This is a genomic window from Pseudomonas sp. T1.Ur, from assembly GCF_023516725.1.
Lineage (GTDB): Bacteria > Pseudomonadota > Gammaproteobacteria > Pseudomonadales > Pseudomonadaceae > Aquipseudomonas > Aquipseudomonas alvandae.
On sequence record NZ_JAMGSN010000001.1, the window covers coordinates 1,679,403 to 1,704,490 of the forward strand.

21 protein-coding genes and 1 pseudogene are annotated in these 25,088 nt (G+C 60.2%); 5 read left to right on the forward strand and 17 right to left on the reverse strand.

Translation table 11 applies throughout. The features are described from left to right. Nucleotides 1-2 precede the first annotated feature (2 nt). From nuoC to M8Q45_RS07830, 3 genes are all read right to left on the reverse strand, one after another. Nucleotides 3-1,787, reverse strand: a complete 1,785-nt coding sequence (nuoC, locus tag M8Q45_RS07820; protein ID WP_030141321.1) for an NADH-quinone oxidoreductase subunit C/D — start codon at nt 1,785-1,787, stop codon at nt 3-5. Nucleotides 1,788-1,860: 73 nt separating this feature from the next. Then, nucleotides 1,861-2,535, reverse strand: coding sequence for a NuoB/complex I 20 kDa subunit family protein (locus M8Q45_RS07825; RefSeq protein ID WP_249874207.1), 675 nt, complete (start codon nt 2,533-2,535; stop codon nt 1,861-1,863). A 10-nt stretch (nt 2,536-2,545) separates the two neighbouring features. After that, the gene (locus tag M8Q45_RS07830) at nt 2,546-2,959 is read right to left on the reverse strand and encodes an NADH-quinone oxidoreductase subunit A (RefSeq protein WP_030141323.1); all 414 of its coding nucleotides are present in this window, start codon (nt 2,957-2,959) and stop codon (nt 2,546-2,548) included. A gap of 768 nt (nt 2,960-3,727) precedes the next feature. Between M8Q45_RS07830 and M8Q45_RS28565 the strand changes: the two are divergent. After that, nucleotides 3,728-4,612, forward strand: a pseudogene (locus M8Q45_RS28565) (methyl-accepting chemotaxis protein); the annotation flags it as partial. Nucleotides 4,613-4,810: 198 nt separating this feature from the next. Further along, nucleotides 4,811-5,515 carry a methyl-accepting chemotaxis protein gene (locus M8Q45_RS28570; RefSeq protein ID WP_502940546.1) on the forward strand — a complete coding sequence of 235 codons (705 nt, stop codon included), beginning with the start codon at nt 4,811-4,813 and terminating at the stop codon, nt 5,513-5,515. Between the two features lie 110 nt (nt 5,516-5,625). Here the strand turns inward: M8Q45_RS28570 and aceA are convergent, their stop codons facing one another. The 9 genes from aceA to M8Q45_RS07880 form a co-directional block, all read right to left on the reverse strand. Then, nucleotides 5,626-6,951: an isocitrate lyase gene (gene aceA, locus M8Q45_RS07840; protein ID WP_030141325.1), complete on the reverse strand. Its 1,326-nt coding sequence runs from the start codon at nt 6,949-6,951 to the stop codon at nt 5,626-5,628. Nucleotides 6,952-7,456: 505 nt separating this feature from the next. Further along, complete coding sequence (locus tag M8Q45_RS07845) at nt 7,457-8,218, reverse strand: secretin N-terminal domain-containing protein (protein WP_249874209.1); 762 nt, start codon at nt 8,216-8,218, stop codon at nt 7,457-7,459. A gap of 266 nt (nt 8,219-8,484) precedes the next feature. Beyond that, on the reverse strand, nt 8,485-8,910 hold the full coding sequence (locus M8Q45_RS07850) for a GNAT family N-acetyltransferase (protein WP_030141327.1): 426 nt from the start codon (nt 8,908-8,910) through the stop codon (nt 8,485-8,487). Further along, entirely contained in the window at nt 8,903-10,069 is a 1,167-nt protein-coding gene (locus tag M8Q45_RS07855) for a ribosomal protein uL16 3-hydroxylase (protein WP_249874210.1), read from the reverse strand. Before M8Q45_RS07855 ends, M8Q45_RS07850 begins: the two co-directional genes overlap by 8 nt. A gap of 84 nt (nt 10,070-10,153) precedes the next feature. Continuing rightward, nucleotides 10,154-11,524 (reverse strand): adenylosuccinate lyase, encoded by a 1,371-nt coding sequence (purB, locus tag M8Q45_RS07860; RefSeq protein ID WP_030141329.1) that lies wholly within the window; start codon nt 11,522-11,524, stop codon nt 10,154-10,156. Nucleotides 11,525-11,903: 379 nt separating this feature from the next. Continuing rightward, on the reverse strand, nt 11,904-12,527 hold the full coding sequence (hflD, locus tag M8Q45_RS07865; protein WP_030141330.1) for a high frequency lysogenization protein HflD: 624 nt from the start codon (nt 12,525-12,527) through the stop codon (nt 11,904-11,906). Continuing rightward, nucleotides 12,524-13,648 carry a tRNA 2-thiouridine(34) synthase MnmA gene (mnmA, locus tag M8Q45_RS07870; protein ID WP_249874211.1) on the reverse strand — a complete coding sequence of 375 codons (1,125 nt, stop codon included), beginning with the start codon at nt 13,646-13,648 and terminating at the stop codon, nt 12,524-12,526. The genes hflD and mnmA overlap by 4 nt, the downstream gene beginning before the upstream one ends. Nucleotides 13,649-13,707: 59 nt before the next feature. Beyond that, nucleotides 13,708-14,154, reverse strand: coding sequence for an NUDIX hydrolase (locus M8Q45_RS07875; RefSeq protein ID WP_249874212.1), 447 nt, complete (start codon nt 14,152-14,154; stop codon nt 13,708-13,710). A gap of 158 nt (nt 14,155-14,312) precedes the next feature. Then, nucleotides 14,313-16,538: an NADP-dependent isocitrate dehydrogenase gene (locus tag M8Q45_RS07880; protein ID WP_249874213.1), complete on the reverse strand. Its 2,226-nt coding sequence runs from the start codon at nt 16,536-16,538 to the stop codon at nt 14,313-14,315. Between the two features lie 484 nt (nt 16,539-17,022). Here M8Q45_RS07880 and icd point away from each other — a divergent pair, with 484 nt between their 5' ends. After that, complete coding sequence (gene icd, locus M8Q45_RS07885; RefSeq protein WP_030141334.1) at nt 17,023-18,279, forward strand: NADP-dependent isocitrate dehydrogenase; 1,257 nt, start codon at nt 17,023-17,025, stop codon at nt 18,277-18,279. Nucleotides 18,280-18,348: 69 nt separating this feature from the next. On the opposite strand, the gene cspD is transcribed toward icd, so the two are convergent. Further along, nucleotides 18,349-18,639: a cold shock domain-containing protein CspD gene (gene cspD / locus M8Q45_RS28390; protein WP_283939020.1), complete on the reverse strand. Its 291-nt coding sequence runs from the start codon at nt 18,637-18,639 to the stop codon at nt 18,349-18,351. A gap of 243 nt (nt 18,640-18,882) precedes the next feature. Between cspD and clpS the strand changes: the two genes are divergently transcribed. Together clpS and clpA are read left to right on the forward strand one after the other, a co-directional pair. Next, the gene (gene clpS, locus M8Q45_RS07895) at nt 18,883-19,245 is read left to right on the forward strand and encodes an ATP-dependent Clp protease adapter ClpS (RefSeq protein ID WP_030141336.1); all 363 of its coding nucleotides are present in this window, start codon (nt 18,883-18,885) and stop codon (nt 19,243-19,245) included. Nucleotides 19,246-19,273: 28 nt separating this feature from the next. Further along, entirely contained in the window at nt 19,274-21,544 is a 2,271-nt protein-coding gene (gene clpA, locus M8Q45_RS07900) for an ATP-dependent Clp protease ATP-binding subunit ClpA (RefSeq protein ID WP_249874214.1), read from the forward strand. Nucleotides 21,545-21,825: 281 nt separating this feature from the next. Here the strand turns inward: clpA and infA are convergent, their stop codons facing one another. The 4 genes from infA to trxB all read right to left on the reverse strand — a co-directional run bounded on the left by infA (nt 21,826) and on the right by trxB (nt 24,820). Then, nucleotides 21,826-22,044, reverse strand: coding sequence for a translation initiation factor IF-1 (gene infA / locus M8Q45_RS07905; RefSeq protein ID WP_002553999.1), 219 nt, complete (start codon nt 22,042-22,044; stop codon nt 21,826-21,828). A gap of 301 nt (nt 22,045-22,345) precedes the next feature. Further along, nucleotides 22,346-23,053, reverse strand: a complete 708-nt coding sequence (locus M8Q45_RS07910) for an arginyltransferase (protein ID WP_030141338.1) — start codon at nt 23,051-23,053, stop codon at nt 22,346-22,348. 57 nt (nt 23,054-23,110) lie between these two features. Then, entirely contained in the window at nt 23,111-23,791 is a 681-nt protein-coding gene (gene aat, locus M8Q45_RS07915) for a leucyl/phenylalanyl-tRNA--protein transferase (protein WP_249874215.1), read from the reverse strand. Nucleotides 23,792-23,860: 69 nt separating this feature from the next. Continuing rightward, the gene (gene trxB / locus M8Q45_RS07920) at nt 23,861-24,820 is read right to left on the reverse strand and encodes a thioredoxin-disulfide reductase (RefSeq protein WP_249874216.1); all 960 of its coding nucleotides are present in this window, start codon (nt 24,818-24,820) and stop codon (nt 23,861-23,863) included. Nucleotides 24,821-25,088: the final 268 nt, after the last annotated feature.

Consider the following 25,088-nt stretch of genomic DNA (forward strand, 5'->3'; position numbering starts at 1 on the left):
GCTTAGCGGTCCACGTCGGCCATAACGAAATCGATACTACCCAGGTACGCGATCAAGTCCGCGACCATGCTGCCTTTGATCACCGAAGGGATCTGCTGCAGGTGCGGGTAGCTTGGGGTGCGAATCCGGGTGCGGTAGCTCATGGTGCCGCCGTCGCTCGTCAGGTAATAACTGTTGATGCCCTTGGTCGCTTCGATCATCTGGAAGGATTCGTTGGCCGGCATGACCGGGCCCCACGAAACCTGCAGGAAGTGCGTGATCAGGGTCTCGATGTGTTGCAGCGTGCGCTCTTTCGGCGGCGGCGTGGTCAGCGGGTGATCCGCCTTGTACGGGCCTTCCGGCATGTTGCGCATGCATTGCTCGATGATCTTGACGCTCTGGCGCATCTCCTCGACGCGAACCATGCAGCGATCATAGGCGTCGCCGTTGGCGGCCAGCGGAACTTCGAACTCGAAGTTTTCGTAGCCGGAGTACGGGCGCGCCTTGCGCAGGTCGAAGTCGCAACCGGTGGAACGCAGGCCGGCACCGGTGACGCCCCATTCCAGGGCTTCCTTGGTGTTGTAGGCAGCGACGCCGATGGTGCGACCCTTGAGGATGCTGTTCTGCAAGGCGGCCTTGGTGTATTCGTCCAGGCGCTTGGGCATCCACTCGACGAAATCCTTGACCAGTTTTTCCCAGCCGCGCGGCAGGTCGTGGGCCACGCCACCGATGCGGTACCAGGCCGGGTGCAGGCGGAAGCCGGTGATGGCTTCGATCACGGTGTAGGCTTTCTGGCGGTCGGTGAAGGTAAAGAACACCGGCGTCATCGCACCCACGTCCTGGATGTAGGTCCCCAGGAACAGCAGGTGGCTGGTGATGCGGAAGAACTCGGCCATCATGATGCGGATGACATCGACCCGGTCCGGCACCTTGATCCCGGCGAGTTTCTCGACCGAGAGCACGTACGGCAGGTTGTTCATCACGCCGCCGAGGTAGTCGATGCGGTCGGTGTACGGAATGTAGCTGTGCCAGGACTGGCGCTCGGCCATTTTCTCGGCGCCACGGTGGTGGTAGCCGATGTCCGGGACGCAGTCGACGATCTCTTCGCCGTCCAGCTGCAGGATGATGCGGAACGCGCCGTGGGCCGAAGGGTGGTTCGGACCGAGGTTGAGGAACATGTAGTCCTCATTGGCGCCCGAACGCTTCATGCCCCAGTCTTCCGGCTTGAAGCGCGCGGCTTCTTCCTCGAGCTGTTGCTTGGCCAGGGACAGGCTGAACGGGTCGAACTCGGTGGCACGGGCCGGGAAGTCCTTGCGCAGCGGGTGACCTTCCCAGGTCGGCGGCATCATGATGCGCGACAGGTGCGGGTGGCCGGGGAAATCGATCCCGTACATGTCCCACACTTCGCGTTCGTACCAATTGGCGTTCGGCCAGATGCCGGTCACGGTCGGCACGCTGAGGTCGCTCTCGGACAAGGCGACCTTGATCATTACGTCACTATTACGTTCGATCGACATCAAGTGATAGAACACGGTGAAGTCGACGCCGTCGGGCAGCCCTTGACGCTTGGTGCGCAGGCGCTCGTCCACGCCGTGCAGGTCATAGAGCATGACGTACGGCTTGGGCAGGTTGCGCAGGAAAGTCAGGACTTCGACGAGTTTGGCACGGGCAACCCAAAGCACCGGCATGCCGGTGCGGGTCGGCTGGGCGGTGAACGCCTCGGGGCCAAAACGGTTGTTCAGTTCGACGACCACATCCTGGTCGTCTGCCTTGTAAGGCGGGATGTACAGAGCACTGCCTGTAGTCATGGTTATTTATCGCTTTCGGTCAACGTAAAGAATGAAGCCAGGTTCTCGTTTCTTCTTCAGAACAGAGCTTGGATCAGACTTCGTCGGGGCTGCGCAGGTGGGTGACTGCGATACGCTGTTCGCGGCGCTGTTCCTTTTGCGACGGCATCTCGGCGCGATAGACGCCTTGATCACCAACGACCCAGGACAGAGGGCGACGCTCCTGGCCAATCGATTCCTGCAGCAGCATCAAGCCTTGCAGGAACGCTTCGGGGCGAGGAGGGCAGCCGGGCACGTAGACATCCACGGGCAGGAACTTGTCCACCCCTTGAACAACGGAATAGATGTCGTACATGCCACCGGAGTTGGCGCACGAACCCATGGAGATAACCCACTTGGGTTCGAGCATCTGCTCGTAGAGGCGCTGGATGATCGGCGCCATCTTGATGAAGCAGGTACCGGCGATAACCATGAAATCCGCCTGGCGCGGCGATGCCCGGATAACCTCGGCGCCAAAGCGCGCGATGTCGTGGGGCGCCGTGAAGGCGGTGGTCATTTCCACGTAGCAGCACGAAAGGCCGAAGTTGTACGGCCACAGGGAGTTCTTGCGACCCCAGTTGACCGTGCTGTTCAGCACGTCTTCGAGCTTGCCCATGAAGATGTTCTTGTGGACTTGATCTTCTAACGGATCGGCGACGGTTTCCCGCTTGCCGATCGGATACTGCTCGTTAGGAGCATCGGGGTCGATCCGGGTGAGATTGTATTGCATTGCCAAAGCCTCATTGTTTCAGCTTCGCTTGCCGCTTGCGCCGAGCTTCCGGAGCCCAATCAAGAGCCCCCACCCGGTAAAGGTAGACAAGACCTGCCAACAGAATTGCTATGAAAACGAGAGCTTCGACAAATCCGGTCCAGCCGCTTTCGCGGACGGACACAGACCAGGCAAAGAGAAAGAGGGCTTCGATATCGAAGATCACGAAGAGCATCGCGACCAGATAGAATTTGGCTGAGAGCCGCAAGCGGGCGCCACCGGTAGGCAGCATGCCGGACTCGAACGGTTCATTCTTGCTGCGGCCCCAGGCTTTTGACCCGAGCAGGCTCGACACGCCGAGCATGAAGGCACACAGGCCGACCACGCCCAGAAGGAAAATGGCAAAGCCCCAGTTGTGGGCCATGAGTCCTGTCGCTTCGGGCATGCTGGAAATCCTTAACAGAGAGCAATGGTCTCTGAGCTTGAAAAGAAATAACGCAGTGACGATATGTCGCAGCAATCAATCGCGGTGATTTTATGGCTAAACACCGGGCAAGTAAAATTCCTATAGCGAAATTATTTATTGGAATAAGGACATAGCGTGCCTCCATGACCTCGCAACCCAGGCCGGGTGGGCACTGGACGTCACTTCATCAATAATATTTCGCGCGGAATGTAACAATGATAATGCCTTCCAAATGATAATTATTATTATCTGTGGCGACCTTTCCACGATGCACTTACTGCCGTGCATGAGAGTCTTTCTTACATCGCCGCTACTGCAATTGTCAGCGCCGGACGTTTTACTCCTTTTCAGACACCCCGATACTGCGTTCGATCAATTTTCATTCGATCAACACGCTTCAGTGCTTCAGCCCAATCTCTTGCCGGTTTTTGACGGCCAGCCCTCCGCGCCAGCCGGACATCGTCAACTTGTCTTGAAGATCTGATATCAAATGGCTATCTTTGCGGCTCATTCATCTAATCATCTATATCAATACGTGATTAGGCTAACGCCCGCTTCCTGGATAGCCGCGCCGGCCTTCCTTGTTCGCGGCTGAGTACCGTAAGGAACGTCATGAACTCTTGGATCGCGAATATGAGCGTTATGCTCAAGCTGGCTTTGGGCTTTGCCGTTGTGCTGCTTCTGACCGCCATTCTCGCCGCGACCGGTTGGTTCAGCCTGGGGAAAATGATCGAGCGTACCGATCGCATGACCAGCATCACCGAACTCGGCAACCGCCTTGATCACTTGCGCAGGGCCCGCTTGCAGTACCAGGTCGACAGGGGCGATGAGCAAAAGGGCGCATTGATCCAGGCCTCGCTGGAGCAGTTTGTCGCCAAGCAGAAAAGCCTCGCAAGCGAGCTGAAAAAACCTGAGAACCTGAAGAAGCTTGCGCTGATCGAACAAGCCAGCACGCAGTATCAGGTGGCGCTGAATACGATGCGCGAGGCGTATCGCAATGACGCAGCCATGCGCAAGGAGATGGGCGTCAATGCCGTCAAGGGCGCCGCGCTGATTGCCAAGGTCATTGAAGATGTACAAGCAATGCCTGCCTCGGATGAGCGCCGTTTTGAGCTGTACAGGATCATCCTCAAGGCAAAAGAGGACGTGGCGCTGGTGCGTTACGAAGTGCGTGGCTATACCGGCAACCCCAACAGCGTCACCGAGCAGGCCGCCAACCGTCAGCTCGATAATGCGCTCAAGGGCATCGAAACGCTCAACAGCGCCTTCGGTCCGGCCTACGCCGACACCTTCAAGCAACTGGAAGCCGCGCTGGTTGCTTACCGCCGTTCGGTGCAGGACTTCACGGCCAGCACCCAGGCCATTGGCAAGGCCGTGCAGGACACGGTCGATCTGGGTGAAACCATCACCCGCCTGTGCGACGAGATGTATGCCAGTCAACTCGTCTCCCGGGACGAAGACAGCGCCCAGGCGCGCGTCCTGCAGTTGAGCTGTGCTGCCTTGGCGATGGTGTTGGGGGTTTTTGCCGCCCTGATCATTACCCGCCAGATTACCCGGCCGTTGCGAGACACATTGGCGGTGGTCGATCGCATTGCCGCAGGCGACCTTACACAACACAGGGTCGTGACCCGTCGTGATGAGCTGGGGATGTTGCAGCAGGGTATTCAGCGCATGGGCGCCACCTTGCGTGACCTGATCGCTGGCATTCGTGACGGTGTTACCCAAATCGCCAGTGCCGCCGAAGAGCTGTCGGCTGTCACCGAGCAGACCAGCGCAGGGGTCAACAGCCAGAAGACCGAGACCGATCAGGTGGCGACCGCCATGCACGAAATGTCGGTCACTGTGCATGAGGTCGCGCGTAATGCCGAACAAGCGCGCGCGGCCGCATCTGAGGCCGATGCGCAAGCCCGTATTGGCGACCAGGTGGTCGCGCAAGCCATCGTTCAGATTGAGCGCCTGGCCAGCGAGGTCGGTCGCTCAGTCGAAGCCATGAGCGAGCTGGAACAGGAAAGCGGGCGCATCGGCACGATCATGGACGTGATCAGGGCAGTGGCTGAACAGACCAACTTGCTGGCCCTCAACGCGGCCATCGAGGCCGCCCGCGCGGGCGACGCCGGGCGCGGTTTTGCCGTGGTCGCCGACGAAGTGCGTGGGCTGGCCCAGCGTACCCAGCATTCCACCGAAGAGATTGAAAGCCTGGTGGCGGGCTTGCAGAACGGCACGCGCCAGGTATCGAGCATGATGCGAAATAGCCGCGAGCTGACCGACAGCAGCGTGGAATTGGCGGGCAAGGCTGGCGCATCCCTGGGCAACATCACCCAGGCGGTGTCTGGCATCCAGGCCATGAACCAACAGATTGCCGCCGCTGCGGTGCAGCAAAGCTCGGTGGCCGAGGAAATCAGCCGGAGTATCCTGAGCGTGCGCGATGTATCCGAGCAGACCGCTTCGGCCAGCGAAGAAACCGCAGCCTCCAGCGTCGAGCTGGCGCGGCTGGGCAACCAGTTGCAGCAGTTGGTCAGTCATTTCAAGGTGTGAAAAGCGAGCCGGGGAAACCGGCAAAAAAAGCCCCGAACCAGTCGGGGCTTCAGATCGTCGGCTTTGCGGTTAGTTTTTATTCGGTCCGCAAGGGCCGTTTGCTTTTTGGATCAGTGGAACTGTTCTTCTTCGGTCGACCCGGTCAGCGCGGTCACGGACGAAGCGCCGCCCTGGATCACGGTGGTCATGTCGTCGAAGTAGCCAGTGCCCACTTCCTGCTGGTGAGCCACGAAGGTGTAACCCTTGGCGGCGTCAGCGAACTCCTGCTCTTGCAACTTCACGTAGGCAGTCATGTCGTTGCGGGCGTAGTCGTGCGCCAGGTTGAACATGCTGTGCCACATGTTGTGGATGCCAGCCAGGGTGATGAACTGGTGCTTGTAGCCCATGGCGGACAGCTCGCGCTGGAACTTGGCGATGGTCGCGTCGTCCAGGTTCTTCTTCCAGTTGAAGGAAGGCGAGCAGTTGTACGACAGCAGTTGGTCCGGGTATTCCTTCTTGATCGCTTCAGCGAAACGACGGGCTTCGTCCAGGTCCGGCTTGGCGGTTTCGCACCAGATCAAGTCGGCGTATGGCGCGTAGGCCAGGCCACGGGCGATGGCCTGGTCGAGGCCGGCGCGTACCTTGTAGAAGCCTTCCGGAGTGCGGGTGCCCGTCACGAACGGCTGGTCGTATGGGTCGCAATCGGAAGTCAGCAGGTCAGCGGCGTTGGCGTCGGTACGGGCCAGGATGATGGTCGGTACGCCGGCCACGTCGGCGGCCAGGCGGGCAGCGGTCAGCTTCTGTACGGCTTCCTGGGTCGGGACCAGTACCTTGCCGCCCATGTGGCCGCATTTCTTCACCGAGGCCAGTTGGTCTTCGAAGTGAACGCCAGCGGCGCCTGCCTCGATCATGCTCTTCATCAGCTCGTAGGCGTTCAGCACGCCGCCGAAGCCGGCTTCGGCGTCAGCCACGATTGGCGCGAAGTAGTCGATGTAGCCTTCGTCGCCTGGGTTCTTGCCGGCTTTCCACTGGATCTGGTCGGCACGACGGAACGAGTTGTTGATGCGCTTGACCACGGTTGGAACCGAATCCACCGGGTACAGCGACTGGTCAGGGTACATGGACTCGGCGGAGTTGTTGTCCGCGGCCACTTGCCAGCCCGACAGGTAGATGGCCTGGATGCCGGCCTTGACCTGCTGCACAGCCTGGCCGCCGGTCAAGGCGCCCATGCAGTTGACGAAATCTTTCTCGGGACGGAAGGCTGGCTTGGCGCCCTGGGTCACCAGGTTCCACAGCTTCTCGGCGCCCATCTTCGCGAAGGTGTGCTCAGGTTGAACCGAGCCACGCAGACGGACGACGTCAGCAGCGGAATAATTGCGCTTCACGCCTTTCCAGCGCGGGTTCTCAGCCCAGTCTTTTTCAAGGGCTGCAATTTGCTGTTCGCGTGTCAGTGCCATGGAAATAAACCTCGTCGCGTCTTGTATGGATGGTCGTTCTGGGCTGGAAGATTCCAGCTTGCCAATCGCACCCGTCATGGGTGTGAAGGGCTGCTCGCTGACCAGGAGGCTGGCATACAAGTCGGTTAAGGCGGGGTGGCGACGGGATGAACGATGGGCTCGAGGGGAAAGTGAGCAGGTAGAGGCGAACTGCGGGCGCATTCGGGCGTCGTGGGCCTTCATACGAACTCAGAGTGATGCCGGGTTACCTAGTTACGCTTCCGTCCCTCGGGACAACTTCGTTCCAGTCGCAACCTCGTCAAACACACCTTGTGGGCGGTACAGACACGAATCGGCTCGCAGGGTGGTTGCAAGCATCGACCCGAAGGCCCTTGCCAGGGCCCCTGATTAGCGGGAGCGAGGCCATCATGCCTTCGGTTTTTTGGCTCGTCAAACGTTTTGTAGTGCTTTTTTGCGAGCACTACATCTTTGGTCTAATACGAATCATCAGTCAGTTTCTGGTGCTTCAGTTCAGGGTATCGACCTTCACCCGCAGAATCATGTCATCCCGGCCTTGGGTCGAGTAGCTGCGGGTCAGGCCTTGTTTATCGGCTTGTGTCTGGCGATTCACCCCGGCCAGGGTGATCCATTCGCCAAGGCGTCCGCTGACGGTTGTGTCGGTGCTTTGCACGTTCACTACATCGGGACGTTCCTGGCTCATGCGGTCACGGTTGGTGCTGATGCTCAGATGAACGGTCTCGCCGGTGACGCTGGCGGTGACGTAGAAGCCTTGGGTGACGTTGCGGTATTCGGTCTGGCTTTGCATGCGACCGTAGCCGTCAGTCTGGTTGCTGGTAAAGGGCACGCTCTGGCCGACCTGGATCAGCGCCGGCTGGCCCTCGCTGGCCTGCACTTGCTGCACGCCGCCGTCACGGCTGGCGGTGCTGCGGTTGATGATGCGGGTCTGGCTGGGGGCGGCGCCGTTGATCGAGTAGCCCTGGTCGCCTTGGAGGTTGTTTTCGTTGGTGTCGACGGTGATCAGCAGGCGCTTGGGCGCGGTGTCCAATTGAGCCAGGAACTGCCGGAGTTCTTCGATCTTGCCCGGCTCTGCGTTGACGATCAGTTGGTTGCCGTAGGCGCTGACCTGGCCGTCCTTGCCGATGAAGTTCTGCGCCACCGGCAGCAGGTCGGCGCTGGTGCGGTAGTTCAGTGGCACGATTTGCGTGTCGGCCATGACTGACAGGCTGCAACCGAGCAGCAGGGTGGTCAGCAAGGTACGTAGGGACATGTCCATTTCTCCGCGAGACAAAGGCTTGATATTGCCAGTTTGTCGGCCCCGGGTGGGGCAAGTTGAAGGGTAGACGGCAAAACGCCCCGGCATTGGAGGATGGCGGGGCGTTTCAAGGGTGCTGATGATGCTCTGTGGCAAGGGAGCAGCCTGTAGGAGCTGACGAGTGCAACGAGGCTGCGATCTTTCCCTTGCCAATTGAGGCTGAAGCGAAAGAACAAGATCTAAGGATCGCAGGCTTCGCCAGCTCCTACATCCTGCGGGTGTCAGGCCGAGCGCCGCACCATGTCCACATGAGGAATCCCGGCCTCCAGGAACTCCTCGCTGACCACTGCGAACCCCAGTCGCTCATAGAACGGCGTGGCATGCACCTGGGCACTGAGCATCTGCTGCTTGAGCCCGCGCTTCTCGGCTTCGGCGATCACTGCCTGCATCAGCGCGTCGCCGACCTTCAGCCCGCGCCAGTCCTTGAGGACTGACACGCGGCCGATATGGCCATCGGTCAACAGGCGCGCGGTGCCGATCGGAAAATCGCCTTCGAGAGCCAGGAAATGCACGGCGTCCTGATCATCCGAATCCCACTCCAGCTCCGGTGGCACGGATTGCTCGGCAATGAACACCGCTTCACGAATGCGCCGGATCTCGGCGTTATCCTTTTGCCAGTCTGCGACACGAACGTGAATTTTATTCATCGGCGAACCCCAGGCTGCCTTGCTTGACCAATTCATGGATGAGGCCGCGACCGTCTTCATCGGCCAGCCATGGGCCGAGGTTTTCGATGTGCAGCGCGTCGGCGGCGCAGATCATCTTCAACAGGTCACGCAGCTTGCCTGGCAGGTAACGGCTCTGGCCACTGGCGAACAGCAGCAGGTCGTCATCGACTTCCGACCAGGCCAGGCGCGCGCTCGGGTTGCGGATGATCACCGCGCCCTGTTCCAGGCCGGCCAGCAAGTCGTCTTCTTCCAGTTCCGGGCCGACCACCAGCTCCGGGTATCGCGGCTCGGTCATGAATTGGCCGAACCAGGTCAGCAGCAAACGCTCGTCACTCATGTGTTCGGCCAGCAGGCCCTTGAGGCGGTCCAGGGCGTCGTGCTGGATCTGGTGCGGGTCGGCCACCGGGCGCGCATCGGCATCGGTGTAGCGCTCTTCATCCGGCAAGAACTGGCTGAGGAAATCGGTGAAGTGGGTCAGGACTTCGGCGGCGCTCGGTGCGCGGAAACCGACCGAGTACGTCATGCAATCGTCCACGGCGATGCCGCAGTGAGCCAGGCGTGGCGGCAGGTAGAGCATGTCACCGGGTTCCAGGACCCACTCGTCGGTGGCCTCGAAATCGGCGAGGATGCGCAGGTCTGCGTGGGGCAGCAGCGGGCTTTCGGAGTCGCACATCTGGCCGATCTTCCAGTTGCGCTTGCCATGGCCTTGCAGCAGGAACACGTCGTAATTGTCGAAGTGCGGGCCCACGCCGCCACCCGGGGCGGCGAAGCTGATCATCACGTCGTCGATGCGCCAGCTCGGCAGGAAGCGGAAATGTTCCAGCAGCTCGCTGACTTCCGGGACGAATTGATCGACGGCCTGCACCAGCAAGGTCCACTCGCGCTCGGGCAGTTTGCTGAACTCATCTTCGGCGAACGGGCCGCGACGCAACTCCCACGGGCGCTCGCCGTGCTCGATCACCAGGCGCGATTCGACCTCTTCCTCCAGCGCAAGGCCGGCCAGTTCGTCGGCATCGATCGGGCTTTCGAAATCAGGAATCGCCTGGCGGATCAGCAGGGGTTTTTTCTGCCAGTAGTCGCGCAGGAACTCCCGTGCCGTAATACCGCCCAGGAGTTGCAGTGGAATATCAGGATTCATGTGTAACCTATTGAAAAAATATACTTTTCAGACGCGAATAAAAACGCCCGGCGCGGCCGGGCGTCTCAAAGGTGAAGCGATGGATCAGATGCGCTTGGCTTGTGCCGCCGCGTTGCCGATGTAGCTGGCCGGGGTCAGCTTCTTCAGTTCGGCCTTGGCGTCGGCTGGCATGTCCAGGCCATCGATGAAAGTCTGCAACGCTTCAGGGCTGATGCCCTTGCCACGGGTCAGTTCTTTCAGCTTTTCATACGGGTTCTCGATGTTGTAGCGACGCATCACGGTCTGGATCGGCTCCGCCAGGACTTCCCAGCAGGCGTCCAGGTCTGCGGCGATCTTCTGCTCGTTGAGCTCCAGCTTGCTGATGCCCTTGAGGCTGGCTTCGTAGGCGATGACGCTGTGGGCGAAACCCACGCCCAGGTTGCGCAGCACGGTGGAGTCGGTCAGGTCGCGCTGCCAACGGGAAATCGGCAGCTTGCTCGCCAGGTGCTGGAACAGCGCGTTGGCGATGCCCAGGTTGCCTTCGGAGTTTTCGAAGTCGATCGGGTTGACCTTGTGCGGCATGGTCGAGGAACCGATTTCGCCGGCAATGGTGCGCTGCTTGAAGTAACCCAGGGAGATGTAGCCCCAGATGTCGCGGTCGAAGTCGATCAGGATGGTGTTGAAGCGAGCGATCGCGTCGAACAGCTCGGCGATGTAGTCGTGTGGTTCGATCTGGGTGGTGTACGGGTTGAAGCTCAGGCCCAGCTCGTCTTCGATGAAGGCGCGGGCGTTGGCTTCCCAGTCGATGTCCGGGTAGGCCGACAGGTGGGCGTTGTAGTTGCCCACGGCGCCGTTGATCTTGCCCAGCAGTGGCACGGCGGCAACCTGGGCGATCTGGCGCTCCAGGCGGTAGACGACATTCGCCAGTTCCTTGCCCAGGGTGGTCGGCGAAGCCGGTTGGCCGTGGGTGCGCGACAGCATCGGCACGTCGGCGAAGCGGATCGCCAGCTCGCGGATGGCCTGGGCGGTCTGGCGCATCAGGGGCAGCAGCACGTCGTCACGACCTTCGCGCAGCATCAGGGCGTGGGACAGGTTGTTGATGTCCTCGCTGGTGCAGGCGAAGTGGATGAACTCACTGACGTTGGCCAGTTCCGGCAGCTTGGCCGCCTGCTCCTTGAGCAGGTATTCGATGGCCTTGACGTCGTGGTTGGTGGTGCGCTCGATCTCTTTGACGCGCTCGGCGTGCTCCAGGGCGAAATTGTCGGCCAGGGCGTTCAGTACTGCGTTGGCTTCGGCGGAAAAAGCCGGGACTTCACCAATGCCAGGGTGAGCGGCCAGGCGCTGGAGCCAACGCACTTCAACCAGGACGCGGGCACGGATCAGGCCGTACTCGCTGAAAATCGGGCGCAGGGCCTGGGTTTTGCCGGCGTAGCGGCCGTCTACAGGGGAAACCGCAGTGAGCGAAGAGAGCTGCATGGGGTGTTCTCGGACAGTCGGGCAACGAAATGGGGCGCGTATCATACATGAAAACAGACGCCGGTCCGTCGCCAACTGACCGGCGTGTTACGCGTAACGAGATAAAGCTGTTTATTACCTGTGGCAAGGGAGCTTGCTCCCGTTGGGCTTGCAGGAGCCGTGCAGGAGCCGTGTAGGAGCTGTGTAGGAGCTGCCGAGCGGAGCGAGGCTGCGATCTTTTGATCTTTTGATCTTTTGATCTTTTGATCTTTCGCTTGAGATTCAAGTGTCAGGGGAAAGATCGCAGCCTCGCCTCGCTCGGCAGCTCCTACACGCTCCTACACAGCTCCTACGGTTCAGTGAGGCAAGCTCCCTTGCTACAAAAAAAGGTCGAGGCGACTTATTCGTTGCGCATCAACGGGTAAAGCTCTTTCAACAATTTGCGTCGGCTGATCACCAGTTGCCAGCGATGGCCGCCCAACTGCCGCCACAGGCGTGCCGAGCGGATCCCGGCCAGCAACAGGGCGCGGATCTTCGAGGCATTGCTCGGTTGTTGCAGGTTGCGCATGTCGCCATGCACCTGGATACGCTGGCGCAGTGTGCTCAAGGTGTCCTGGTACAGCGCGCCGCACGCGGCGATCACGTTTTCGTGGGACGGGCCAAAATGTTCGACTTGGGATTGGATCTGCGGCAGGCGCTTGCCGATGGTTTCCAGCAGGTCGTCGCGCTTGGCCAACTGACGCTCCAGGCCCAGCATCGACAAGGCGTAGCGCAGCGGTTCACGTTGCAGGGCGCTGGGGTCGCGTTCCAGGGCGCCAATCAAGGCGCGATAGCCTTCGCGCAGGTTCAGGTCATCGCCGCCGTAGACTTCCAGGGTGTCCTTGGGGTCGCGCACCAGCAGGCTGCCGAGCATGCAGCCCAGCCCGGCTTCGTTGGTCTGGCCGGTCTTGGCGATGCGATCCACCAGCACGGCGGCGAGAAACACCCCGCCCAGCGCCGTCAGTTGTTCCTGGATCGGCGTCATGCCTTGCTGCTCCATGGCTCGGCGACTTCGATCACGCCGCCGCCCAGGCAGGTTTCGCCGTCGTAGAACACCACGGATTGGCCGGGCGTGACCGCTCGCTGTGGGTCATCGAACGTGGCGCGATAACCGCTGGCGGTTTTTTCCAGGGTGCAGGGTTGGTCGCTCTGGCGATAACGAACCTTGGCCGTCAGGCGGCGCGGTTCGCTGAGGTCGATCGGGTTGACCCAATAGATGTCGGAGGCGAGGAGGGCGCCGGAGAACAGCCAGGGGTGGTCGTTGCCCTGGCCGACGATCAGCTCGTTGTGCTCCAGGTCCTTGACCAGCACGTACCACGGCTCTTCGCCGGCATCTTTCAACCCACCGATGCCCAGGCCCTGGCGCTGGCCGATGGTGTGGTACATCAGGCCATGGTGACGGCCGATGACATCACCTTCGGTTGTCTTGATCTCGCCCGGCTGGGCCGGCAGGTACTGCTTGAGGAAGTCGCTGAAACGACGCTCGCCGATGAAGCAGATGCCGGTGGAATCCTTCTTCTTGGCGGTGGCGAGCTGGTGTTTCTCGGCAATCGCGCGCACTTCGGGCTTTTCCAGCTCGCCGACCGGGAACAGGGTCTTGGCGATCTGCTCGCCGCCGACGGCATGCAGGAAGTAGCTCTGGTCCTTGTTCGGGTCCAGGCCCTTGAGCAGTTCGGTGCGGCCATCGATGTCGCGGCGGCGCACGTAGTGGCCGGTGGCGATCAGGTCGGCGCCGAGCATCATCGCGTAGTCGAGGAATGCCTTGAACTTGATTTCGCGGTTACAGAGGATGTCCGGGTTCGGCGTGCGGCCGGCCTTGTATTCGGCCAGGAAGTGCTCGAACACATTGTCCCAGTACTCGGCGGCGAAGTTGGCGGTGTGCAGCTTGATGCCAATCTTGTCGCACACGGCCTGGGCGTCCGCGAGGTCGTCCATGGCGGTGCAATATTCGGTTCCGTCGTCTTCTTCCCAGTTCTTCATGAACAGGCCTTCCACCTCATAACCCTGCTCCATCAGCAGAAGGGCGGAAACGGAAGAGTCCACGCCACCGGACATGCCGACGATGACGCGTTGCTTTGGGGTGTTCGAAGAGGCTGGATCACGCATAGGAATTCAATGAGTGTCTTGAAAAAGGACGCGATTCTATCAGGCCCGGGCGCGCAAGGCTAAAGAGAAGGGCGGATAAGCGCCAGGCTATGGCGATGGCCGGCCAGGTAATCGTCGATGCAGCGGATGATCAGCTCGCTGCGCCAGTGGTCGCGCTGTTCGAGCAGTTCGTCGCGGGACAGCCATTTGGCGCCGAGGATGCCGTCGTCCAGTGGGTCGTCGGGGTGATGTTTCAAGGCCCTGGCGGCGAAGCAGACCCGTTGGTAGGTCACGCCGTTGCTGGGGGCGGTGTACAGGTAGATGCCGACCACGGCGGTGGGTTCGACGTCCCAGCCGGTTTCTTCCAGCGTCTCGCGCACGGCGGCTTCGATCAGTGTCTCGTTCGGATCCAGGTGGCCGGCGGGCTGGTTGAGCACTGCGCGTCCGCCCTTGGATTCTTCCACCATCAGGAAGCGGCCGTTGTCCTCGACGATGGTGGCGACGGTGATGTGGGGGTTCCAGTCCATAAGAGTCCTTTATTTCCCAGGTTGGGATGACAGCCGGCCTGTCTCTGCTGGCTCTACTTCAACCCAACTGTGGGGGATTATATTGTCAGGGGAAACTGGGTGTGGCAGAAACACAAACCCCGGCACAAGGCCGGGGTTCGTGGTGCTTCCTTGCAACCTTACACCAGCGCAGCAATCGCCGCGTTGAAGGTGTTGCTCGGACGCATGGCCTTGCTGGTCAGCTCGGGGTTGGCGAAGTAGTAGCCGCCGATGTCCACGGGCTTGCCCTGGACCGCATTGAGCTCGGCAACGATTTTTTCTTCGTTGTCGGTCAGGGTCTTGGCCAGGGTGGTGAACTGCGCCTTGAGGGCTGCGTCGTCATCCTGGGCGGCCAATGCCTGGGCCCAGAACAGGGTCAGGTAGAAGTGGCTGCCGCGGTTGTCGATGCCGCCGACCTTGCGCGAAGGCGACTTGTTGCGGTCCAGGAACTCGCCAGTCGCCTGGTCGAGGGTCTTGGCCAGCACCAGCGCCTTGGGGTTGTTGTAGGTCACGCCCAGGTGTTCCAGGGAGGCGGCCAGGGCCAGGAACTCGCCCAGGGAATCCCAGCGCAGGAAGTTTTCTTCCAGCAGTTGCTGCACGTGCTTGGGAGCCGAACCGCCGGCGCCGGTTTCGAACAGGCCGCCACCGTTCATCAGCGGTACGATCGACAGCATCTTGGCGCTGGTGCCCAGTTCCATGATCGGGAACAGGTCGGTCAGGTAGTCGCGCAGTACGTTGCCGGTCACCGAAATGGTGTCCTTGCCTTCGCGCGTGCGGGCCAGGGTGAACTTCATCGCGTCGACAGGCGACATGATGCGGATGTCCAGGCCGCTGGTGTCGTGGTCCTTCAGGTAAACCTGGACCTTCTCGATCATCACGCCGTCATGGGCGCGCATCGGGTCGAGCCAGAAGATCGCCGGGGTGCTGCTGGCGCGGGCACGGTTGACGGCCAGCTTGACCCAATCCTGGATCGGCGCGTCCTTGGTCTGGCACATGCGGAAGATATCGCCAGCCTCGACGTTCTGCTCCAGCAGGGTGCGACCGTTGTTGTCCGAGACACGGACCACACCGTCCGCCTTGATCTGGAAGGTCTTGTCGTGGGAGCCATACTCTTCGGCTTTCTTGGCCATCAGGCCAACGTTTGGCACGCTGCCCATGGTGGTCGGATCGAAGGCGCCGTGTTGCTTGCAGTCTTCGATCACCGCCTGGTAGATGGTGGCGTAGCAGCGATCCGGGATCACGGCCTTGGTGTCGTGCAGCTGGCCGTCGGTGCCCCACATCTTGCCGGAGTCACGGATCATGGCTGGCATCGAGGCGTCGACGATGACGTCGCTCGGCACGTGCAGGTTGGTGATGCCCTTGTCGGAGTTGACCATCGCCAGTGCTGGACGAATGGCGTAGACCGCCTGGATGTCGGCTTCGATCCGGGCCTGCTGCTCGGCCGGCAGGGCCTTGATGCGGGCGTACAGGTCGCCGATGCCGTTGTTCAGGTTGAAACCGATCTGCTCCAGCACTTCGGCGTGCTTGGCCAGCGCGTCCTTGTAGTACTCGGCCACGATCTGGCCGAACATGATCGGGTCGGAGACCTTCATCATGGTGGCTTTCAGGTGGACCGACAGCAGGACGCCTTTTTGCTTGGCGTCTTCGATTTCAGCGGCGATGAAGTTGCGCAGGGCATTCTTGCTCAGCACGGCGCAATCGAGGATCTCACCGGCTTGTACGGTGGTTTTTTCCTTCAGGACGGTGGCGGTGCCGTCCTTGGCGATCAGCTCGATCTTCACGCTGCCCGCGGCGTCGATCAGGGCGGCTTTTTCGCTGCCGTAGAAATCGCCGGCGCTCATGTGAGCGACGTGGGACTTGGAGTCGGCAGCCCAGGCGCCCATTTTATGCGGGTGCTTGCGGGCATAGTTCTTGACCGACAGCGGTGCGCGGCGGTCGGAGTTGCCTTCGCGCAGGACCGGGTTCACGGCGCTGCCCTTGACCTTGTCATAGCGAGCGCGAGCTTCTTTCTCGGCGTCGGTGGTCACGGTTTCCGGGTAGTCCGGCAGTGCGTAGCCCTGGGCCTGCAACTCCTTGATCGCGGCCTGCAGTTGCGGCACCGAGGCGCTGATGTTCGGCAGCTTGATGATGTTTGCTTCAGGCGTGACGGCCAGGTCGCCCAGTTCGGCGAGGTGGTCGGCTACGGCTTTGTCACCCAGTTGCTCGGGGAAGCTGGCCAGGATGCGCCCTGCGAGGGAGATGTCGCGGGTCTCCACGGCGATGTCGGCCGAAGCGGTGAAGGCTTCGACGATCGGCAGCAGCGAATAGGTGGCGAGGGCAGGCGCTTCGTCGGTGAAGGTATAGATGATCTTCGAGCGGGTGGGCATATTCGGATTAACTCTCTTCTTTGCTAAAGCATGCGCAGAAACTCGAGGGGCGCCGGGTAAGCGCGTTCGTTCAAAGTCATCCGTGAGCCGAATGTCGAGGTTTCTTCGCGGTGATGTTGGGTGCATCAGTCGAGCGTCAAGCGGTCGGGCCGCGGTAACGGTCCGGCTTTCAAAATGGCGGAAAGTCTCGTTATAGAGCCGTCAGCCGTCGTGACCCTGTGGTCAGCGGCGGCATTATACATAGGTAGCTGGCGATCTGCCGACGGTTCATAGACTTCCGTACACGTCCATTGGTCTAAACGTCGCATGCCAAGGGCGGTGGACTATGCTCATGTTTGGCGCTTTTCCCTTGGTTTTCAGGCTTGTACATCGCGAACTGCGGCACTTTCGTCCTTGATGAGCCTAACGTAGGGTTTGCGTGCCGATTCAACTGGGTTACGCTCGAACGCAAGCCAGATGTTCAATCCAAGCAATGGAGTTCAGCATGGGGTATCAAAAGATTCAGGTTCCGGCCGTCGGTGACAAAATCACCGTCAACGCAGACCATTCTCTTAATGTTCCCGACAATCCGATCATCCCCTTCATTGAAGGCGACGGCATTGGCGTTGATATCAGTCCGGTCATGATCAAGGTGGTCGACGCCGCGGTCGAGAAGGCGTACGGCGGCAAGCGCAAGATTTCCTGGATGGAAGTCTACGCCGGTGAAAAAGCCACCCAGGTCTACGACCAGGACACCTGGCTACCCCAGGAAACCCTGGACGCAGTCAAGGACTACGTGGTTTCCATCAAGGGTCCGCTGACCACGCCGGTCGGTGGCGGTATCCGCTCGCTGAACGTGGCGCTGCGCCAGCAGCTCGACCTGTATGTCTGCCTGCGCCCGGTGCGTTGGTTCGAAGGCGTACCCAGTCCGGTCAAGAAGCCTGGCGACGTGGACATGACAATCTTCCGCGAGAACTCCGAAGACATCTATGCCGGCATCGAGTGGAAGGCCGGTTCGGCCGAAGCCACCAAAGTCATCAAGTTCCTCAAGGAAGAAATGGGCGTCACCAAGATCCGCTTCGATGAAGATTGCGGCATTGGTGTCAAGCCGGTTTCCAAGCAGGGCACCAAGCGCCTGGCGCGCAAGGCCTTGCAATATGTCGTCGATAACGACCGCGACTCGCTGACCATCGTGCACAAAGGCAACATCATGAAGTTCACCGAAGGTGCCTTCAAGGAATGGGCCTACGAAGTGGCGGCCGAAGAGTTCGGCGCGACCCTGCTCGACGGCGGGCCATGGATGCAGTTCAAGAACCCGAAGACCGGCAAGAATGTCGTGGTCAAGGACGCCATCGCCGACGCCATGCTCCAGCAGATCCTGCTGCGTCCGGCTGAATATGACGTGATCGCCACCCTGAACCTCAACGGCGACTACCTCTCCGATGCCCTGGCGGCGGAAGTGGGCGGTATCGGCATCGCGCCGGGCGCCAACCTGTCCGACACCGTGGCTATGTTCGAAGCCACCCACGGTACCGCGCCCAAATACGCAGGCAAGGACCAGGTCAACCCGGGGTCGCTGATCCTGTCGGCGGAAATGATGCTGCGCCACATGGGCTGGACCGAAGCGGCCGACCTGATCATCAAGGGCACCAACGGCGCGATTTCGGCCAAGACCGTGACCTATGACTTCGAACGCCTGATGGACGGTGCCAAGCTGGTGTCGTCTTCCGGCTTCGGCGATGCGCTGATTTCCCATATGTAAGCGAAGCCTGGACACAAAAATGCCCGGTTCGAGCGATCGAAACCGGGCATTTTCATGGGTGGGGCAGGTTTAGTGGTCTTCGGTGACCCGAGGGTTGATGTGGACCCTGGTCGGCTCTGGCTTTTCGCTGGCCGGAGTGCTCTCGGCGTCGACGGCGACCGGACGAATTTCAACGGCATGTATACCCTTTGGCCCTTGTATCATGCTGAACGTCACCGGCTGACCAGCCTTCAGGGTTCTATAGCCGTCCATCTGGATGACGGAGTAATGAGCGAAGAGGTCTTCGTCCTTCCCGTCCTGGATAATGAAACCGTAGCCCTTGGCATTATTGAACCATTTGACCTTTCCCTTGACTCGCATGCTGGTGGTACCTGACATACCAATTTCCCTCTGCAACACACCCCGGCAACGGAGTATCATCCTGATCATCCGCCGTCGATCAATGGAAATCGGATTGACTTCGCGGACCTTTTTAACCCACGGTGGGCTCTATTGGTTGTAACACCGATTTGCCGTTAGTCAAGGTGATCGGGCGGTAGCGGTTGAAATCGCCCGCAAGCGGCCCCATCACTGTATTTGCCAACTAAACGAACCTTTCTTTCCATGCATGCAATCAGCCAGATTCGACTAACATTCAATCAGGATCGCCCGGATCAACATGACGACGATTCAGCGGGCATTGCTGTTCAGGAATCAAAGCCCGCTTTACAGGCTCCACCGATGTACAAGGTGGTTTTGTTCAACGATGACTACACACCGATGGATTTCGTCGTCGAAGTGCTCGAGGTGTTTTTCAACCTGAATCGTGAGCTGGCGACCAAGGTCATGCTGGCCGTTCATACAGAGGGACGGGCAGTGTGTGGTGTGTTTACCCGCGACATCGCGGAAACCAAGGCCATGCAGGTCAACCAGTACGCCAGGGAAAGCCAGCATCCGCTACTCTGTGAAATCGAGAAGGACGGTTAACGCCGACCACTTGGGTATGAGGTGAACCATGTTAAACCGCGAGCTCGAAGTCACCCTCAATCTTGCCTTCAAGGAGGCCCGTTCGAAGCGTCATGAGTTCATGACTGTCGAACACCTGCTGTTGGCCCTACTGGATAACGAGGCTGCCGCCACCGTTTTGCGTGCCTGCGGCGCGAACCTCGACAAACTCAAGCACGATTTGCAGGAGTTCATCGACTCCACCACGCCACTGATCCCCGTTCACGACGAGGACCGCGAAACCCAGCCAACCCTGGGCTTCCAGCGGGTGTTGCAGCGTGCTGTCTTCCATGTGCAGAGCTCGGGCAAGCGTGAAGTGACCGGGGCCAACGTGCTGGTCGCCATCTTCAGTGAGCAGGAAAGCCAGGCGGTGTTCCTGCTCAAGCAGCAGAGCGTCGCGCGTATCGATGTCGTCAACTACATTGCCCATGGCATTTCCAAAGTGCCGGGGCATGGCGATCATTCCGAGGGTGAACAGGATATGCAGGACGACGAGGGCGGTGAGTCTTCTTCCTCAGGCAATCCGCTGGACGCGTATGCCAGCAACCTGAACGAGCTGGCCCGCCAGGGCCGCATCGATCCGCTGGTTGGGCGCGAGGCGGAAGTCGAACGCGTTGCGCAGATTCTCGCCCGGCGCCGCAAGAACAACCCGTTGCTGGTGGGTGAGGCTGGCGTGGGCAAGACCGCGATCGCCGAAGGCCTGGCCAAGCGCATCGTCGACAACCAGGTGCCGGATCTGCTGGCCAACAGCGTGGTGTATTCCCTCGACCTGGGCGCCTTGCTGGCCGGTACCAAATACCGTGGCGATTTCGAGAAGCGCTTCAAGGCGCTGCTCGGCGAGCTGAAAAAACGCCCGCAAGCGATCCTGTTCATCGACGAGATCCACACCATCATCGGTGCGGGCGCTGCCTCGGGTGGCGTCATGGATGCCTCGAACCTGCTCAAGCCGCTGCTGTCCTCGGGTGATATCCGTTGCATCGGCTCGACCACGTTCCAGGAATTCCGTGGGATCTTTGAGAAGGACCGTGCCTTGGCGCGGCGTTTCCAGAAGGTTGACGTGTCGGAGCCGTCGGTGGAAGACACCATTGGTATCCTGCGTGGCCTGAAAGGGCGTTTCGAGCTGCACCACAACATCGAATACAGCGACGAGGCATTGCGCGCCGCTGCCGAGCTGGCGTCACGCTACATCAATGATCGGCACATGCCGGACAAGGCCATCGACGTCATCGACGAGGCGGGCGCCTACCAGCGGCTGCAGCCGGTGGAGAATCGCGTCAAGCGTATCGAGGTGCCGCAAGTCGAGGACATCGTCGCCAAAATCGCGCGGATTCCGCCAAAACACGTCACCAGCTCCGACAAGGAACTGCTACGTAACTTGGAGCGTGACCTGAAGCTGACGGTGTTCGGCCAGGATGCGGCCATCGACTCGCTCTCGACCGCCATCAAGCTGTCCCGTGCCGGGCTCAAGTCGCCAGACAAGCCGGTCGGTTCCTTCCTGTTCGCCGGGCCTACCGGTGTCGGCAAGACCGAGGCGGCGCGGCAGTTGGCCAAGGCGCTGGGCATCGAGCTGGTTCGCTTCGACATGTCCGAATACATGGAGCGTCATACCGTATCGCGTCTGATCGGTGCGCCTCCGGGCTATGTCGGTTTCGACCAGGGCGGCCTGTTGACCGAGGCGATCACCAAGCAACCTCACTGCGTACTGTTGCTCGATGAGATCGAGAAAGCGCATCCGGAAGTCTTCAACCTGCTGCTGCAGGTCATGGATCACGGTACGTTGACCGACAACAACGGGCGCAAGGCGGATTTCCGCAACGTGATCATCATCATGACCACGAACGCCGGTGCCGAGACCGCGGCGCGCGCTTCGATCGGTTTCACCCATCAGGACCACTCGTCCGATGCGATGGAAGTGATCAAGAAGAGCTTCACGCCTGAATTCCGCAACCGCCTGGACACCATTATCCAGTTTGGTCGCCTCAGCCATGAGGTCATCAAGAGCGTGGTGGACAAGTTCCTTACCGAACTTCAGGCGCAGCTCGAAGACAAGCGTGTGTTGTTGGAAGTCACCGATGCGGCGCGCAGCTGGCTGGCGGAAGGTGGTTACGACGTGACGATGGGTGCGCGGCCGATGGCTCGCCTGATCCAGGACAAGATCAAGCGTCCACTGGCCGAGGAGATCCTGTTTGGCGAACTGGCCGAGCATGGCGGTGTGGTTCACATCGACATCAAGGACGGCGAGCTGACCTTCGACTTCGAAACCACGGCCGAAATGGCCTGATCGTTAGCTGCAACAAGGCAAAAAGGCGCCGAAAGGCGCCTTTTTGCTGTGCCCACACCATGCGCTGCTGTGGGCATGGCACAAGATTGGGTTTCATCACCAGTCCCTGTGGGAGCGAGCTTGCTCGCGATAGCGGTGGGGCAGCTTGCATCAACGGTGCTTGTGCCGCCGCCTTCGCGAGCAAGCTCGCTCCCACAGGGGGGCGTGTGTTTCTGAAGATTGGAGCAAATAGCAGGCAAACAAAAACGCCCGACATGAGCCGGGCGTTTTGTATTGACTTGTTAGCGAGCGCGGTAAGTGATGCGCCCTTTGCTCAAGTCATAGGGCGTCAGCTCGACGCGCACTTTGTCACCGGTAAGAATACGAATGTAGTTCTTGCGCATCTTGCCGGAGATATGCGCGGTTACGACGTGCCCATTTTCCAACTCCACACGAAACATGGTGTTGGGCAGGGTGTCGACGACAGTGCCTTCCATTTCGAAGCTGTCTTCTTTCGACATGCAGTAAAGCCCTCGGTATCCAGTGAATGGCCCGGTGCAACTGCGCCAGGCAAAAGCGGCGTGCATTGTGCCCGAAAAAGGGGGGGCAAGCCAAGGGGTTCTTCGGAGTTACTCAATGAATGCGGCGCGTGGATAAGGCGCAGACTACGAGCGGCCCCTAGGCTTTGTCCGAAAAGTGCCTGCGCGACGATCATGCTGCGTTGAAAACAGGCTCGGAATGCTCATTGACAACCAGTCAACTCCGCTTCCTCGCCTGTTTTCGCCTTACCTGATCGCCGCTCGGCGACTTTTCGTACAAACCCTAGTTCAGGACAACCCACCGCTGGTTGATGAGTAATTCAATGGGCCGATATTGGGTCTTGTAGTTCATTTTCTTGCAGTTTTTGATCCAGTAGCCCAAGTACACCGCTTCCAGGCCCAGGCGTCGGCATTCATTGATCTGCCAGAGGATCGCGTAACGTCCGAGGCTGCGCTTTTCTTCGTCGGGCTCATAGAAGGTGTAGACCGCCGAGAGTCCGTTGGGCAGCAGGTCGGTGACGGCGATGGCCACCAGCCGACCCTCGAGGCGGAACTCATAAAAACGTGAGAACGGCAGGTCGCGTACCAGAAAGGTCGAAAACTGGTCCCGGCTGGGCGGGTACATGTCGCCGTCGGCGTGGCGTTGTTCGATGTAGCGCTGGTACAGGTCGAAATATTCTTCGGTGAACTGCGGCTTGGCGGGGCGGACCTGTACGTCGGCGTTGCGCTTGAAAATACGCTTCTGCTGCCGGTTGGGGGTGAATCGGGCCACGGGGATGCGCGCCGGAACGCACGCATTGCAATGCTGGCAATGGGGCCGGTAGAGGTGATCGCCGCTGCGACGAAAGCCCATCTCCGACAGATCTGCGTAGACATGCACATCCATGGGCTGGCTAGGGTCGAGGAACAGGGTCGTGGCCTGCTCCTCGGGCAGGTAACTGCAGGAGTGGGGTTGAGTGGCATAGAACTTCAAGCGCGCCAACTCGGTCATGATCAACCCTCGGTATAAGCTTCAAATTCAAGTGTAAGCCAGGAGCGCGAATATCGCTCAGCAAACCCAGGTGGCATGGTTCGGTTGGTCCAGATGCGCCTTCAGGTAGCCGGCAAACGTCGGGCGGGGGATCGACCGCGCGCCCAGGCTATGCAGGTGCTCCGTGGGCATCTGGCAGTCGATCAGCACGAAACCCGCCTCCTTGAGATGTTGGACCAGGGTTGCGAAGCCGAATTTCGACGCGTTGTCGGCCCGGCTGAACATGGACTCGCCAAAAAACAGTTGCCCCATCGCCAGGCCGTACAGGCCACCCACCAGTGCGCCTTGATCCCAGACTTCCACCGAATGGGCGAAGCCGCGCCGGTGCAGTTCCAGATAAGCGGTCTGCATGGCTTCGGTGATCCAGGTGCCGTCGGCATAATCGCGGGGCGCGGCGCAGGCCTTGATGACGGCGGCGAAATCCCGGTCGAACGTCACTTCATAGCGGCGCTTGCGCAGTAGCTTGCCCAGGCTGCGCGAGACGTGCAGCTCGTCGGGAAACAGCACCGTACGCGGATCCGGCGACCACCACAGGATCGGCTGGCCTTCCGAAAACCAAGGGAAACAGCCGTGGCGATAGGCCTGGATCAAGCGGTCGGCGGACAGATCCCCACCGGCGGCGAGCAGGCCGTTGGGGTCGCGCATGGCTTTTTCCAGTGGCGGAAAATCGAAAGTGTTGCGTTGTAACCAAGTCAGCATGGGTGTCCGGGCTTGCAGAAGGGGAGGGCGGCGCTCCAGATGAACCAGAGCCCGCCTAGAGGTTAACCGTCAAACGGCCGGGATGTCATCGAGATACTTTTCCGCATCCAGGGCGGCCATGCACCCGGCGCCGGCGGAAGTAATGGCCTGGCGGTAGACATGATCGGCCACATCGCCGGCGGCAAACACGCCTTCGATGTCGGTGGCCGTGGCGTTGCCTTCGCTGCCGCCGCGCACGATCAGATAGCCGTCGCGCATCTTCAGTTGGCCCTGGAACAGGTCGGTGTTGGGCTTATGACCGATGGCGATGAAGACCCCGGCCAGGGACAGCGTACTGGTTTCGCCGGTCTCGCTGTGCCGCAGGCGCGCGCCGGTCACGCCACTGGCATCGCCGAGAACTTCATCCAGGTTCTGGTTCCAGTGCAGGCGGATATTGCCGTTGGTGGCTTTCTCGAAAAGCTTGTCTTGCAATATCTTTTCCGAGCGCAGCTTGTCCCGTCGGTGGATCAGGTGCACCTCCTTGGCGATATTCGACAGGTACAGCGCTTCTTCGACTGCAGTGTTGCCGCCACCGACCACTGCCACTACCTGGTTTCGGTAGAAAAAACCATCACAAGTCGCGCAGGCTGAAACGCCTTTGCCGGCGAAGGTTTCCTCCGATGGCAGGCCAAGGTACTGAGCCGAGGCGCCGGTGGCGATAATCAGTGCGTCGCAGGTGTAGGTGCCGCTGTCACCGACCAGCTCGAACGGACGCTGTTGCAACTTGGCGGTGTGGATATGGTCGTAGACGATCTGCGTGTCGAAGCGCTCGGCGTGTCGCTGCATGCGCTCCATCAGCACCGGGCCGGTCAAGCCTTCGACATCGCCCGGCCAGTTATCGACTTCGACCGTGGTGGTGAGCTGGCCGCCGGCCTGCATGCCGGTAATGACTACGGGTTTGAGGTTGGCACGGGCCGCATAGACAGCTGCGCTGTACCCTGCAGGGCCGGAACCGAGAATAATCAGGCGTGAATGCTTCGCTTCGCTCATAAAAACACCTCATAAGCCTTTGTCACAAAAGAGAATGCATGCTCAAATTGGCGCCCGAGAACCCTGATCATGGCTATGCTGTCGCCGAGCGTGCGGGCAATGCCTTGGGCATGACAAACCCGTACAATGCTTGAGTTTTGAGCGCAGGGAGGGCAAAAGATCAAAATCTTCGGCAACACCTGCGGTTTTCCGGACGCATGCCACAGTGGTAAAAGTAGTACCGGATGTGCACATTCACTTTTTTACCTGCTCGTCACGGGCAGTTTTT

Excerpts from the sequence above, each read along its gene's own strand:
- nuoC (WP_030141321.1), bottom strand. The coding sequence starts at position 1,787 with ATGACTACAGGCAGTGCTCTGTACATCCCGCCTTACAAGGCAGACGAC.
- M8Q45_RS07825 (WP_249874207.1), bottom strand. The coding sequence starts at position 2,535 with ATGCAATACAATCTCACCCGGATCGACCCCGATGCTCCTAACGAGCAG.
- M8Q45_RS07830 (WP_030141323.1), bottom strand. The coding sequence starts at position 2,959 with ATGCCCGAAGCGACAGGACTCATGGCCCACAACTGGGGCTTTGCCATT.
- M8Q45_RS28570 (WP_502940546.1), top strand. The coding sequence starts at position 4,811 with ATGTCGGTCACTGTGCATGAGGTCGCGCGTAATGCCGAACAAGCGCGC.
- aceA (WP_030141325.1), bottom strand. The coding sequence starts at position 6,951 with ATGGCACTGACACGCGAACAGCAAATTGCAGCCCTTGAAAAAGACTGG.
- M8Q45_RS07845 (WP_249874209.1), bottom strand. The coding sequence starts at position 8,218 with ATGTCCCTACGTACCTTGCTGACCACCCTGCTGCTCGGTTGCAGCCTG.
- M8Q45_RS07850 (WP_030141327.1), bottom strand. The coding sequence starts at position 8,910 with ATGAATAAAATTCACGTTCGTGTCGCAGACTGGCAAAAGGATAACGCC.
- M8Q45_RS07855 (WP_249874210.1), bottom strand. The coding sequence starts at position 10,069 with ATGAATCCTGATATTCCACTGCAACTCCTGGGCGGTATTACGGCACGG.
- purB (WP_030141329.1), bottom strand. The coding sequence starts at position 11,524 with ATGCAGCTCTCTTCGCTCACTGCGGTTTCCCCTGTAGACGGCCGCTAC.
- hflD (WP_030141330.1), bottom strand. The coding sequence starts at position 12,527 with ATGACGCCGATCCAGGAACAACTGACGGCGCTGGGCGGGGTGTTTCTC.
- mnmA (WP_249874211.1), bottom strand. The coding sequence starts at position 13,648 with ATGCGTGATCCAGCCTCTTCGAACACCCCAAAGCAACGCGTCATCGTC.
- M8Q45_RS07875 (WP_249874212.1), bottom strand. The coding sequence starts at position 14,154 with ATGGACTGGAACCCCCACATCACCGTCGCCACCATCGTCGAGGACAAC.
- M8Q45_RS07880 (WP_249874213.1), bottom strand. The coding sequence starts at position 16,538 with ATGCCCACCCGCTCGAAGATCATCTATACCTTCACCGACGAAGCGCCT.
- icd (WP_030141334.1), top strand. The coding sequence starts at position 17,023 with ATGGGGTATCAAAAGATTCAGGTTCCGGCCGTCGGTGACAAAATCACC.
- cspD (WP_283939020.1), bottom strand. The coding sequence starts at position 18,639 with ATGCGAGTCAAGGGAAAGGTCAAATGGTTCAATAATGCCAAGGGCTAC.
- clpS (WP_030141336.1), top strand. The coding sequence starts at position 18,883 with ATGCATGCAATCAGCCAGATTCGACTAACATTCAATCAGGATCGCCCG.
- clpA (WP_249874214.1), top strand. The coding sequence starts at position 19,274 with ATGTTAAACCGCGAGCTCGAAGTCACCCTCAATCTTGCCTTCAAGGAG.
- infA (WP_002553999.1), bottom strand. The coding sequence starts at position 22,044 with ATGTCGAAAGAAGACAGCTTCGAAATGGAAGGCACTGTCGTCGACACC.
- M8Q45_RS07910 (WP_030141338.1), bottom strand. The coding sequence starts at position 23,053 with ATGACCGAGTTGGCGCGCTTGAAGTTCTATGCCACTCAACCCCACTCC.
- aat (WP_249874215.1), bottom strand. The coding sequence starts at position 23,791 with ATGCTGACTTGGTTACAACGCAACACTTTCGATTTTCCGCCACTGGAA.
- trxB (WP_249874216.1), bottom strand. The coding sequence starts at position 24,820 with ATGAGCGAAGCGAAGCATTCACGCCTGATTATTCTCGGTTCCGGCCCT.